A 12,323-nucleotide genomic window follows, 5' to 3' on the forward strand; every position below is an offset into this window, starting at 1 on the left:
CTCGATCGGCGCACCTCTGGCTTGCGGTTGGGGATCAGCCCTGTGCGGCCACCACTTTGCGGTCGGGGATCAGCGGGGTGCGGCCAGCACGCCGTTGAGCAGCCCGGGGTAGAGCGACTCGAGGTCCTCGCGGCGGAGCTTGCTGATCCTCTTGGTGCCCTCGGTCTGGGTCGAGGTGACGCCGGCCTCGCGCAGGGTGCGGAGGTGGTGGGCCCGGGTCGACGCGGTCACCGGCAGTTCGAGCTCGCCGCAGGCGATGCCTTCGGGCGCGGCCGCGAGCGCCCGGACGATCTGCAGCCGGACCGGCTCGCCGAGGGCCTGCAGGACAGCCTCGACGCGGATCTCCTCGCGGTCGGGCTGCGGCAGGGATTTCGAGGTGGCCATACGTCCATAGTACGACGGGCATCGAAGTTCGATGGAGATCGTAGTACGATGACGATCGAACAATCACCCCCTGTCCCTCGGAAGGTTGTTTCATGTCCGCACGGATCTACCTGCTGGCCGCCGGAGCCTTCGCAGTCGGCACCAGCGCGTACGTCGTGTCCGGAGTGCTGCCGGCGGTCAGCTCCGAGCTGGGCGTCTCGCTGACGGCGGCCGGTCAGCTCGCCACCGCCTTCGCCCTCTCGTACGCCGTCGGCGCGCCGCTGTTGTCCACGTTGACGGGCCGCTGGGAGCGCCGCACGCTGCTGATCGCGGCGCTGCTGCTGGCCGCCGTCGGCAACGGGATCGCGGCGATCGCGACCAGCTACCCGATCCTGATCGTCGGCCGGATCGTGGCGGCGCTCGGCGCGGCGGCGTACACACCGGCGGCGACGCTGTTCGCGACCAAGTTCCTGCCGCCGGAGGAGCGGGGACGGGCGGTCGCGGTGGTGTTCGGTGGCTTGACCTTCGCGCTCGTGCTCGGCGTACCGGCGGGGTCTCTGCTCGGTGAGCCGCTCGGGTATCGCGGGGTGTTCGCGCTGATCGCAGTCGTCTGCCTGGTGGTCACGATCGCCGTCCGGGCGGCACTACCGACTGTCGAGGCGCCTGCGGCCGTGAGCCTGCGGGAGCGCTTCGCCGGGCTGACTGATCGCCGGGTGCAGACAGTGCTCGCGATGACGGTCCTGGCCGTGCTGGCGACCATGAGCGTCTACATCTACGTAGTACCGCTGCTGGCGGAGACTGCCGACCTCAAGGGCGGCACTGTCGGAGTACTGCTGCTCGTGTACGGCGTTGGCGCAGTGCTGGGCAACCTGTTGGGAGGCCGAGCCACTGACCGCTTCGGCAGCCTGCGGACGCTGACGGTCACACTGACCGGCTTCACCCTGGTCATCGCGACTCTGACCCTGACCGCCACCACTGTGGAGGGTGCGGCCATCGCCCTGTTCGTGTGGAGCGTGTTCACCTGGGCGTTCAACCCGCCCATCCAGAACCTGCTGCTGGAGCTGGGTGAAGGCGGCGGCCTGCTGCTGGCCATGAACGCGTCCGCGATCTACTTGGGCGCTGGGCTGTCCGCTATCGCCGGTGGTGTGGTGATCAAGCTCGTCGGCGTCCAGCTGCTCCCGCCGATCGCCGCGGCCCTTGGCCTGGTGGTCATCGGTCTCCTGGTGACACTGCGCCGCAACCCAGCGCTGCAACAGGTCGAGCACCTTGAGCCCGCCGACGAGCAATTGACCGCCGTCGCCGATTGACCCCTTACGCCGGGCCGGCACCCGGCGTAAGGCAAGGTAACGCGCATGCGTTGGCCGGCTGCACTCCTCCTTGTCGCGATCTCTTGGGCTCTACCCGGCGTCGCGATGGCGGCAGAGGTGAGCCCGCTGGACGTCGTCGAGGGGTGGAAGACCTCACCCGTGTACGTCGATCCGACGCAGCAGGCGTTGCTCCCGGCCGTCGACGCCGAGCGGCTGGCCAAGCGGGTGGCTGGGCATGAGCCGGCCATCCGGATCGCGGTAGTGCCGACCGCTGCACTAGGGCTGGGGACGAAGGAAGAGGCGGCCGAGCGGTTCGTCGACACGGTGGTGGATGTCCAGCAGGCCGACGGGGTCTACCTGGTGGTCTTCGGCGGCTCGATCACCTGGGGGAGTGCGGTCGGCGTCGATACGCCGATCGACGAGATCCTGACCGACGAGCTGACCAAGCACAGCCGCTCGGACCCAGTGGGGTTGCTGGACGGCGTACTGGATCAGCTGAAGGTCCCCGGCTCGCCGGGAGGTTCACCGGGCTGGTTGTGGCCACTGGTGATCGTGCTGGTCGTCCTGCTGGGGTTGGGACTCGGTCTGCGGTGGTGGAAGCGCCGCCCCGGCAAGGACGAAGGCCCGGCGCTCTACCGGCCGTCGTACGACGTACTGCCGGACGAGGCGGACACCCTGGACGAGCGGCGGAAGCTGGCGCGTGAGGACGTGACGCGGTTCGGCGAGGAACTGGATGCCGCCGACGTGCGTCTGGACGGCGTGGACACGGCATCGGATGTACAGGCGGCGATCGACGCGTATTCCGAGGCCGGTCGGGTGGTCGACGGCGAACCGGACGACCTGCGGCTGCGGGGAGTGCGGGACACCGTGGCCTACGGGCGTTGGCGGCTAGCCAAGGCCCAGGCGCTGATTGCCGGTACTCCGGCACCTGCGCGACGAGCAGCCTGCTTCTTCGACCCGGCGCACGGCATGTCGGTGACGGACTGGATGTACACGCCGGTCGGCGGGCGGGCCCGGGAGATCCCGGTGTGCGGCTCCTGCCAGCAGCGGCTCTCGGGAGGAACGCGATGAACCGCTGTGCTCGTCTGCTGGTCGCTGCAGCGGTGATTGCTGTTGCGACTCTTCCCGGTCTCGCCGCTCAAGCAGCGACACCAAGCCCGACGCCGACACCGTCCAAGACCAGGCCTACCTACCGCTACACCCCGCCGGACCTCGCCGGTGAGCGCAAGCTGGCTCAGGCGAAGGCGGCGCAGTACATGAACGGCGTGGCCGCCAAGCTCGGCGAGCCCGGCATCTGGGTGGACCCGGAGGTCAAGTCGCTCGACAAGACCGAGATCGCCGAGCTGGACCGGGCGGCCAAGGCGGCCAGGGTGCCGATCCGGATCGCGGTGTTCCCGGCCAGCGAGATCAGCATCAGCCCGTCGGGCACGATGTCGACGTACAAGACCAATCTCGCCTGGAAGGGGGAGGAGATCGCCGACCAGCTGTACGACCGGGTCGGCGTGGAAGGCGTGTACGTCGTACTGACGCATGCGCGGTCCGAGACCGCCGGGCGTGGCCTGCACGCGGTGCAGCGGGCCGACAAGGGACCGACGTACCACGTCGAGAGTGCCGTGGATCAGGCCGTCGACTGCTGCTCGCCGTACTACGACGAGATGCTGGCGAAGTTCATCGAACGGGCCCAGCAGGTCGACCAGCCGTTCTACGTCGACGCCGCCCCGTACGCCGGTGGCGTGGCCGGCCTGGTCGCGCTGTGGTGGGGCGTCACCGCGTTCGGCGCGCGCCGGGTCCGCAGGGCCGACGAGCAGCGGAACCTGGAGGTCGTCCGGCCGGTGCTCAACCTGGAGATCATCGCCCTGTCGGAACGGATCGCTGCCCGGCAGGTGACGGCCGAACCCCAGCAGTCGAAGCTGCTCAGGGATGTGCTCGACACGATCGAGAAGGCACGCCAGCGGCTCGACGCGGCCGAGGGGGACAGCGATACCGAAGCAGTGGCGACGCTGCTCGGCTCCGCCCGCTACGGGCTCGCCTGCCTGGACGCAGTACGGGCTGGTCGGCCGATGCCGGAGCCGACACCGCCCTGCTTCTTCGACCCACGGCATGGGCCGAGCACTGCCGAGACCGACTGGGCACCGGAAGGCGGATCCACCCGCAAGGTCGAGATCTGTACTACCTGCGCAGCGCGAGTGGCAGCCAGGCAGGAACCCGCCGTGATGATGGTGACGGTGCGGAACACGCCCCGGCCGTACTGGACGCTGGGCGAGGAGCTCGGCTCGTACATCGACGGCTACTGGTCGCAGGGCGACGGCAGGCGCTGGCGCTACCCGGATGACGAGGTCCGCCGGGCAGGGGATCGGATGCGGGCTCGCTGGCGGGCACGGCGGCCGGGTGCGCGGATGACGAGCTTCACCGACGACGTCGGGGACGCCTTCGACGGCTGGGTGTCCACGAGCGGCAGCAGCAACAACTCGGGGAGCTCCGGGTCGTCGCGCCGTCGCTCCTACTCGTCGCGAACCAGGTCAAGTGGTGGCGGCTCGTCCCGGCGCTCATCACGCCGTTCCGGTGGCTCCCGCGGCTTCTAGCTGCTGGGTCAGTCGGGCGGCGTGAGCCCGGCCAGCTTCTCCGGGTTGAGCATCCACTGCACCTGGTCGATGCCGTCGGCCGAGGCGCTGATGCTGATCACCATGAACACCTGACCGTCGCGCGAGGCCACGGCGGACCAGCTGCCGTTGTACTCCGCGTAGCTGACCTTCGCCCCAGCCCAGAAGTTGCCCGAGTAGCCGACGGTGACCTTCGCGATGACCTCGCCGCCGAACAGCTCGACCCGGGTGGCGCGCACGATGCCGCCGCCGTCGGAGTAGCTGACCGCGTCGGCGGCCAGCAGCTCGACCAGTGTGTCGAAGTTGCCTTCCTGCGCCGCCTCCATGAAGGCCGCCAGCAACTTCCGCTGCTCGGCGGTGCTGACCGTCTCGCGCCGCTCGTCGGCCAGCCGCTTGCGCGACCGGCTGACCAGCTGCCGCACGTTCGACTCGGAGAGCTGGACGATCTCGGCGATCTGGTCGTACGGGTAGTCGAACGCCTCGCGCAGGATGTACGCCGCGCGCTGGGTCGGCGACAGCTTCTCCAGGATCACCAGCATGGCGAGCTCCAGCGCCTCGCCCCGCTCGGCGCCCAGGGTCGGGTCGGCGCTGGTGTCGACCGGCTCCGGCAGCCACGGCCCGACGTACGTCTCCCGCCGGGCCCGCGCGGACTGGCTCTCGTTGATCGCCAGCCGGGTGGTCATAGTGGCCAGGAAGGCGGCCGGCTCCCGGACCGTACTGCGGTCGTAGGCCTGCCACTTGACCCACACGTCCTGGACCAGGTCCTCGGCCTCCTGGACGCTGCTCAGCATCCGGTAGGCGATCCCGAACAGGCGCGGGCGCACCCGCGCGAAGTCGACTGCCGCCTCGTCCAGATCGGTGCTCACCTCGACAGCGTACTTTTCAACCTGCCAGAACGGGAGGTAGGTCCTCGCTGTGCAGTACTGCGAGCGAGGTGACCGCACGGGTCAGGCAGACGTAGAGCCGCCGCAGCCCGGTCCGCTCGTCGGCCTCACCGGAGACGATCCCGGCCGGTTCGACCAGCACCACGTGGTCGAACTCGAGACCCTTCGCCAGCCCGGCCGGTACGACGTCCACGTGCGACTCGACATCGTCCTCGTCACCCAGTACGGCGAAGCTCAACCCCTTGCGCTGCAAGGCTTTCCGGGCCGCCGGGACCAGCGCGTCCGGCACGATCAGCCCGATCGATCCCGGCCGGTCCAGCACCTGGGCGACCGTGTCGACGGCCGCGGCCAGACTGTCGGGCACCCGGGTGATGGCGAGCTCACCGCGCGCACGCCGTACTGCGGTGGGCGGGGTCAGGTGGGGCGCGATCTGCGGCAGCAGGCGGGCGGCGTACTCGATCACCTGGCCTGGCACGCGGAACCCGGCGGTCAGCTCCTCTGTGTGAGCACCGCTCTTCCCTAGGTGACCAAGTGCCTCGTCCCACGACGGTGTCGCCCACGGTGTGGTGCCCTGCGCGATGTCGCCGAGCACTGTCATCGAGCCGGTCGAACACCTGCGCCCTACTGCTCGGAGCTGCATCGCGGACAGGTCCTGCGCCTCGTCCAGTACCACGTGGCCGAGGCTCGGCGTCCGGTCGATCAGGTCGCCGATCTCGTCGATCAGGGTGGCATCGGCGACGGACCACTTGGCGGCGCCTGCCGACCGGGCCGGCTTCTCCCAGATCAGCAGCGCCTGCTCTTCCTCGGTCAGTACGCCGGCCGCGTGCTCAGCGAGCAGCTCCGGATCGGTGAACAGCTGGAACAGCAGCTTGGCCGGGTCGATCGCGGGCCACAGCGCCTCGGCGTACTGCTTCACCGGGCGGCTCCTGGCCACCGAGTCCTGCACGCGGTCGTCGGGGGAGTCCCCGGCGGCTTCCATCCGCAGGAGGACCGCATGGGCGAGCCGCTGCGGCAGCATCGACCGGCCGGCGCCGTACCGGATGCCGCGGGTGCGCAGCTCGTTGACGAGCTCCTCGGCCTGGTACGCCGCTACTCGCCATCGGTGGGATCCCCTAGGGACCACCAGGGGCTCCTTGGGCAACTGGACCTGGGACCAGACCGCCCGGCGCAGTACTTCGGCCAAGCGCGCATCGCCCTTGAGCACGTCCAGGGCGGCCGGACCGGGCCCGGCGACCTTCACCCGGGCCACCATCTCCTCGACGGTGGTCTGCTTCGCCTCGATCTCACCCAGCGCGGGGAGCACGTCGCCGATGTAGCGCAGGAAGCTCGCGTTCGGGCCGACCACCAGGACACCGGCCCGGCTGAGCTGGTCGCGGTACGCGTAGAGCAGGTACGCCGCGCGGTGCAGGCCGACAGCGGTCTTCCCGGTGCCGGGGGCACCCTGGACGCAGATCGTGTCCTCGACACCGGCCCGGACGATGACGTCCTGTTCGGGCTGGATGGTGGCGACGATGTCGCGCATCGGGCCGGAACGGGGCCGCTCGATCTCGGCGTCCAGGATGTTGCTGTGCTCGGCGGCGGCCGCCGGGCTGGTCAGGTCCTCGTCCTCGAACGCGGTCATCTCGCCGTGCGTGAAACCGAACCGGCGACGGGAGCCGACACCCATCGGCTCGGTCTTGCTGGCCCGGTAGAACGGCACCGAGATGTCGGCCCGCCAGTCCACCACCAGCGGCTCGCCGGCCTCGTCGTTGACGTGCCGGCGGCCGATGTGGAAGGTCTCCTCGGTCGGCTCGAGGTAGTCCAGCCGGCCGAAGAACAGCGGCACGTCGGGGTCGTCCTCGAGCTCCTTCATCCGGCGCCAGATGGCCGCCTTCAGGAACTCGGTGTTGACCGGGTCGGCGCTGGCGATCTCCAGCGATCCGGTCTTCTCACGCATCACCGCGAGCGCGGCGCGCGATGTGCTCAGGTAGTTTTTCTCGGCCAGCAGGATGGGGTCGTTCGGGGGCATGCAGGGACCTCCGCACAGCGGTCGAGGGGGTCGGGGAAGCCCGGCCACGTTACTTGAGTGCGAGCTCCGGAGCGACTGATTTACCTCGCGTCGTCGCCGGCTTGTCGCTGCGCAGGCCTGGCCGGAGCAGCAGCGGCAGGGTGACGCCGAGCAGGATCAGGACGACGATGCCGTCGAGCCAGTAGTGGTTCGCGGTCATCACCACCACGGCGAACGTGATGATCGGGTGCAGCAGCCACAGCCAGCGCCACTTGGTCCGGGTGATCAGGATCATCGCCAGGGCGATCAGGGCAGCCCAGCCGACGTGCAGGCTCGGCATCGCGGCGAACTGGTTGGCCACGCCGCCCGAGGCGTCCGGTCCGTAGACCGACTGGCCGAACCGCAGCCCGGTGTCGACGAAGCCCGGCATCATCCGGGGCGGCGCGAGCGGGAAGACGATGTGCCCGATCAGCGCGAGACCGGTCAGCGCCACGATCGTCCAGCGCACCCGGGGATAGGCCTTGGGGCGCCAGATGCTCAACCAGAGCAGGACCGCGCCGGTCAGCGGGGCGTGGACGGAGGCGTAGTACAGGTTGGCTCCCTCGACCAGATGCGGCACCTGGAGGGCCGCGTGCTGGAGCGCCGCCTCGTCGGGCAGGTGCAGCCAGCGTTGCCACGACAGCACCTCGCGCGCATGGTCGAAGGCCGACCCGGTGTGCTTGGCGGCGAACTGCCGGCCCGCTGTGTAGACCAGGAACATGGTCGCCAGCAGGACTGCTTCCCGCACCACCCGCCACACCACCGGCGCGGCTCCCGAGGGGACCCGCCCCTGGTCGGCAGCCGGTTCCACCCGCTCAAGTGCCTGTATCCCCATACCCCTCGACGGTACCGGTCAGAGCCTCCGGAATGGCCCAGGCTGAGCCCTGATGTTGCCCTGGGCAACCCCTGAGACACTCGTTGTGACCGCCCCGTCACCCCTCTCCGGTCGTTGCCAACAGCCCTCTTTGTGGCAACCCGCGCGGCGGCTGGTCCATTCCCCACACCAGTACGCCGCCGGTAGGGTCCGACAGGATGACTCTTCTCGGTGTTCTGCTCGCGGCCGGCCCCGGCACCCGCCTCGGCGGTCCGGCCGCTCTGCAGCGTCACCCGGACGGGATGTCGTGGGCCGAGCGCTCCGTCGAGGTGATGCGAGCGGCAGGCTGCGACCGGATCGCCGTGGTCGTCGGGGCCTCGGCTCCCGAGGTCGCCGCACTCCTCGCCGACTCGTCGGTCGTCACGGTCCCGTCGGACTGGCAACTCGGCCTCTCGGCCTCGGTCCGAGCCGGACTCACCTGGGCCCTGGCCCAACCCGACGCCGAGGTCGCCCTGCTCCACATGGTCAACAAGCCCGACATCACCACCCCGGTACTACGCCGAGTCCTCACCGCAGCCGGCGCCGGCCCGGACGCCCTCGCCCGAGCCGCTCTCGCCGACCACGCCACCCACCCCGTCGTCCTGGGCCGCACCCACTGGCAACCGGCCCACGACGCAGCCCACGGCGACCGCTCCGCAGGCCCCTACCTCAAACGAGTCCCTTGCCCACTCGTCCCCTGCGACGACCTGCTTTAGGCGAGGGGTTCGCCGCCGTCCTTTTCCTTGGTGCCCTCGAACAAGTTCTCGGCGTCGACGATCGTGTAGGCGTAGCCCTGCTCGGCCAGGAAGCGTTGCCGGTGGGCGGCGAACTCGGCGTCCACGGTGTCGCGGGCGACGATCGAGTAGAAGCGGGCCGTACGGCCGTCACCCTTCGGGCGCAGTACGCGGCCGAGGCGTTGGGCCTCTTCCTGGCGGGAGCCGAAGGTGCCGGAGACCTGGACGGCGACCGAGGCCTCCGGCAGGTCGATGGAGAAGTTGGCGACCTTGCTGACCACCAGGCGGTCGATCTCGCCGGTGCGGAACGCCTGGAAGAGGCGCTGGCGTTCCTTCACCGTCGTCTCGCCCTTGATCACCGGACACTCGAGCCGCTCGCCGAGCTCGTCCAACTGGTCGATGTACTGGCCGATCACCAGCATCGGCTCGCCCTTGTGGTGATCCGCGATCCGGCGCACCAGCCGCGACTTGGCCGGGGTCGACGCGGCCAGCCGGTACCGGTCCTCCGGCTCGGCGGTCGCGTAGACGAACCGCTCGGTCTGCTCCAGGTCGACCCGTACCTCGACGCAGTCGGCCGGCGCGATCCAGCCCTGCGCCTCGATGTCCTTCCAGGGCGCGTCGTAGCGCTTCGGCCCGATCAGTGAGAAGACGTCACCTTCGCGGCCGTCCTCGCGGACCAGCGTCGCGGTCAGGCCGATCCGGCGCCGGGTCTGCAGGTCCGCCGTCATCCGGAAGATCGGGGCCGGCAGCAGGTGCACCTCGTCGTACACGATCAGGCCCCAGTCGCGGGCGTCGAGCAGCTCCAGGTGGGTGTAGACGCCCTTCCTGCGGGTCGTCATCACCTGGTACGTCGCGATGGTGACCGGCCGGACCTCCTTGCGGGCACCGGAGTACTCGCCGATCTCGTCCTCGGTCAGCGTGGTGCGCTTGAGCAGCTCGTCCTTCCACTGCCGGGCGGAGACCGTGTTCGTCACCAGGATCAGCGTGGTCGCGGACGCCTGCGCCATCGCGGCCGCGCCGACGATCGTCTTGCCGGCGCCACAGGGCAGTACGACGACGCCGGAGCCGCCGTGCCAGAACGCGTCGGTCGCCTGCTGCTGGTACGGCCGCAGATCCCAGCCGTCCTTGACCAGGTCGATCTTGTGCGCCTCACCGTCGACGTACCCGGCGAGATCCTCGGCCGGCCAGCCGATCTTCAGCAGGGTCTGCTTCAGGTGGCCGCGCTCGGACGGGTGCACCGCCACCGTGTCGGCGTCGATCCGGTCGCCGATCATCGGCTTGATCTTGGCGGAGCGCAGCACCTCCTCCAGCACCGGCCGGTCGGTGGTGACGAGCACCAGGCCGTGCTCCGGGTTCTTCTCCAGCCGCAGCCGCCCGTAGCGGTCCAGGGTCTCGGCGATGTCGACCAGGAGCGAGTGTGGGACCGGGTACCGGCTGTAGCGCAGCAGTACGTCGATCACCTGCTCGGCGTCGTGCCCGGCCGCGCGAGCGTTCCACAGCCCCAGCGGAGTCAACCGATAGGTGTGCACGTGCTCCGGGGCTCGCTCCAACTCCGCGAACGGAGCGATCGCCTTGCGGCAGTCACTCGCCTCCGGATGTGCGGTCTCCAGCAACAACGTCTTGTCGGACTGAACAATCAACGGCCCGTCAGTCACTACAGCTTCTCCCGTCACCAGCTACCAGGCAGAACACCCCACCCGACCCTCCATTGTGCCCCGTGCCTGCAAACGGCCACGGTCCGATCCCGATCCTCACCCCAACGTTTGAACCCACCCGAACCTGGCAAGTAGTCATCCGGGTGCAGAACTGCCGCCCATCTGACACCACCGAAAGCAGAGCCCTGTGGCCGCCAGTAACACCGCAACACTCACTACCCCGGCGCCCGTCGACGTGCCGGCTGTCCCCACTGTCGGGGCCTTCTACCGCACCACCGCTCAACTCCGAGCCCTCTGGCTGAAGCACCGCGGCATCGCCGAGGTCGCTCTCGCGGCGGCCCTTCTCCTGCTCGCGGCAGTCACCTTCATCGCAGCCCGCTAGCCCCAACCACCAGCAACCGCCGGCACCGGCGGTGGCTGGTGTCAGCTGGGCTGGGGGCGGTAGGTGACCGTGCGGTTGCCCAGGGGTTGGAGCATGCGGCTGTCGCCGTCCGGGAAACGGAGCTGCAGCCGGTAGAGCGACGCCGCCTGGATCGCGTGGTGCTGTTTGAGCACCAGCCACGACACCGGCTCGCTGTACGGCGGTGTCGTCAGCGAACCCTCGTACCGGAAGGTCGACAGGTCGTCCGGCAGTGCGGAGGCCAGGGCAGCACCTGGGATCAGCACCTCGGGGTCACCCTGCGCCGGCACCGTGGCGAGCACCTGGTCCTGCAACGCCCCGCCCTTGCCACCAGGGGTGAGGAACAGCCCGATGACCAACGCCTCGCCGCGTGGTCCGGTATGCACGAAGTGCTGCTCCAGTGGGAACTGGCGGCCGTCCAGCCGGTGCTCGGAGAAGGTGTGGAAGTGGAAGTTCACCAGGTCGTACCGCGTCCCGCCGAGCGTGATCCAGGCGGCGCCTGGCGGGATGGCGGCCAGTACGGTCCGGTCCTTGCTCTCGTACCGCAGAGCCAGATCCAGCGCGGGCGGGTAGTGCACCTGCAGGGCGGGAAGCCCTGGGCTGGTCACCGCGTGGATGCTGTGGATGTTGATCGGGCTCTGCGGCACGGGGGAAAGGTAGCTGACTCAGTGCTGCGCGTGGTACTTGACCGTGCGGCCGTTCAGCGGCTGCAGCGTACGGCTGTCGCCGTCCGGGAAGCGGGTCTGGAAGTGCGCCAGCGACGCCGGCAGGATCTCGCGGATGTGGTTGAGCACGAACCACGAGACCGGCTCGGTGAACGGCGTGGTGGTCAGCGAGCCCTGGTAGCGGTACGTCGAGAGGTCGTGCGGCAGCGCAGTCGCCAGGTTGGCGCGCACGAGGTGCACGTCCTCGTCGCACTCCGCCGGGACCGTCGCGAGCACCTTGTCCTGCAGGGTTCCGCCGTGGCCGCCGGTGGTGATGAACAGCGCGATGACCAGCTTCTCGCCGCTGGGACCGCTGTGCACGAAGTGCTGCTCGAGCGGGAACTGGTGCCCGTTCAGCCGGTGCTCGGAGCGAGTGTGGAAGTGGAAGTTGACCAGGTCGTACCGCACCCCGGCCACGGTCACCCAGGCCGCGCCGGCCGGGATCTGGGCGAGCACGGTCTCCTCGGCGGTACGAGTCTCACAGCCGCCGCTCTGGCCGCCGTCCTTGCTCTCGTAGTGCACCGACAGGTCGAGCGAGTGCGGGTAGTGCACGTGCAGCGCGGGCAGCGCCGGGCTGTGGACGGCGTGCTGCGTGCGGATGTCGATCGGGCTCTGGTGCGGGAGCTGCGCCGAAGCACTCGACAGCAGACTCGGGGATGCCACAACGGCGGCCGTAGCAGGGACACCCAGCAAAACGGCACGACGGGATACAGGCAGGGACACGACGGAAGCTCCGTATTCGGGCGGGAACAGGATTTGGGTGCCTCATACACCCGCTTCAGACGGTACGCCCGTGA

The 12,323-nt window shown here is 69.6% G+C and carries 12 protein-coding genes; 5 read left to right on the forward strand and 7 right to left on the reverse strand.

Going from position 1 to position 12,323, the window contains the following annotated elements:
* Positions 1-69: 69 nt before the first annotated feature.
* Complete coding sequence (locus AB0P21_RS18220) at positions 70-384, reverse strand: helix-turn-helix domain-containing protein (RefSeq protein WP_363697958.1); 315 nt, start codon at positions 382-384, stop codon at positions 70-72.
* Positions 385-476: 92 nt separating this feature from the next.
* Between AB0P21_RS18220 and AB0P21_RS18225 the strand changes: the two genes are divergently transcribed.
* Genes AB0P21_RS18225 through AB0P21_RS18235 form a run of 3 tightly spaced genes read left to right on the forward strand, consistent with a single transcriptional unit; the run spans position 477 to position 4,252 of the window.
* Positions 477-1,670, forward strand: coding sequence for an MFS transporter (locus AB0P21_RS18225; RefSeq protein WP_363697959.1), 1,194 nt, complete (start codon positions 477-479; stop codon positions 1,668-1,670).
* Between the two features lie 45 nt (positions 1,671-1,715).
* On the forward strand, positions 1,716-2,741 hold the full coding sequence (locus AB0P21_RS18230; protein ID WP_363697961.1) for a hypothetical protein: 1,026 nt from the start codon (positions 1,716-1,718) through the stop codon (positions 2,739-2,741).
* Positions 2,738-4,252, forward strand: a complete 1,515-nt coding sequence (locus AB0P21_RS18235) for a hypothetical protein (protein ID WP_363697963.1) — start codon at positions 2,738-2,740, stop codon at positions 4,250-4,252. The genes AB0P21_RS18230 and AB0P21_RS18235 overlap by 4 nt, the downstream gene beginning before the upstream one ends.
* A gap of 8 nt (positions 4,253-4,260) precedes the next feature.
* Here AB0P21_RS18235 and AB0P21_RS18240 read toward each other — a convergent pair whose 3' ends face one another.
* Genes AB0P21_RS18240 through AB0P21_RS18250 form a run of 3 tightly spaced genes read right to left on the reverse strand, consistent with a single transcriptional unit; the run spans position 4,261 to position 8,015 of the window.
* A complete protein-coding gene (locus AB0P21_RS18240; protein ID WP_363697965.1) occupies positions 4,261-5,136 on the reverse strand; it encodes an RNA polymerase sigma-70 factor in 876 nt (291 codons plus the stop codon).
* A 16-nt stretch (positions 5,137-5,152) separates the two neighbouring features.
* Positions 5,153-7,162 (reverse strand): AAA family ATPase, encoded by a 2,010-nt coding sequence (locus tag AB0P21_RS18245; protein ID WP_363697967.1) that lies wholly within the window; start codon positions 7,160-7,162, stop codon positions 5,153-5,155.
* 49 nt (positions 7,163-7,211) lie between these two features.
* The gene (locus AB0P21_RS18250) at positions 7,212-8,015 is read right to left on the reverse strand and encodes a phosphatase PAP2 family protein (protein WP_363697968.1); all 804 of its coding nucleotides are present in this window, start codon (positions 8,013-8,015) and stop codon (positions 7,212-7,214) included.
* A gap of 197 nt (positions 8,016-8,212) precedes the next feature.
* On the opposite strand from AB0P21_RS18250, the gene AB0P21_RS18255 reads away from it, so the two are divergent.
* On the forward strand, positions 8,213-8,749 hold the full coding sequence (locus AB0P21_RS18255; protein WP_363697970.1) for an NTP transferase domain-containing protein: 537 nt from the start codon (positions 8,213-8,215) through the stop codon (positions 8,747-8,749).
* On the opposite strand, the gene AB0P21_RS18260 is transcribed toward AB0P21_RS18255, so the two are convergent.
* Positions 8,746-10,422, reverse strand: coding sequence for a DNA repair helicase XPB (locus tag AB0P21_RS18260; protein WP_363697972.1), 1,677 nt, complete (start codon positions 10,420-10,422; stop codon positions 8,746-8,748). The two genes, AB0P21_RS18255 and AB0P21_RS18260, sit on opposite strands and share 4 nt — an antisense overlap.
* A 187-nt stretch (positions 10,423-10,609) precedes the next feature.
* Between AB0P21_RS18260 and AB0P21_RS18265 the strand changes: the two genes are divergently transcribed.
* Positions 10,610-10,804: a hypothetical protein gene (locus AB0P21_RS18265; protein WP_363697974.1), complete on the forward strand. Its 195-nt coding sequence runs from the start codon at positions 10,610-10,612 to the stop codon at positions 10,802-10,804.
* Between the two features lie 41 nt (positions 10,805-10,845).
* On the opposite strand, the gene AB0P21_RS18270 is transcribed toward AB0P21_RS18265, so the two are convergent.
* Both AB0P21_RS18270 and AB0P21_RS18275 read right to left on the reverse strand, forming a co-directional pair.
* Positions 10,846-11,469: a carbonic anhydrase family protein gene (locus tag AB0P21_RS18270; RefSeq protein WP_363697976.1), complete on the reverse strand. Its 624-nt coding sequence runs from the start codon at positions 11,467-11,469 to the stop codon at positions 10,846-10,848.
* A gap of 18 nt (positions 11,470-11,487) precedes the next feature.
* Positions 11,488-12,189 (reverse strand): carbonic anhydrase family protein, encoded by a 702-nt coding sequence (locus AB0P21_RS18275; protein ID WP_363697978.1) that lies wholly within the window; start codon positions 12,187-12,189, stop codon positions 11,488-11,490.
* Between the last annotated feature and the right edge of the window lie 134 nt (positions 12,190-12,323).

The organism is Kribbella sp. NPDC056861 (assembly GCF_040687575.1).
In the GTDB taxonomy this organism is placed as follows: Bacteria; Actinomycetota; Actinomycetes; order Propionibacteriales; family Kribbellaceae; genus Kribbella.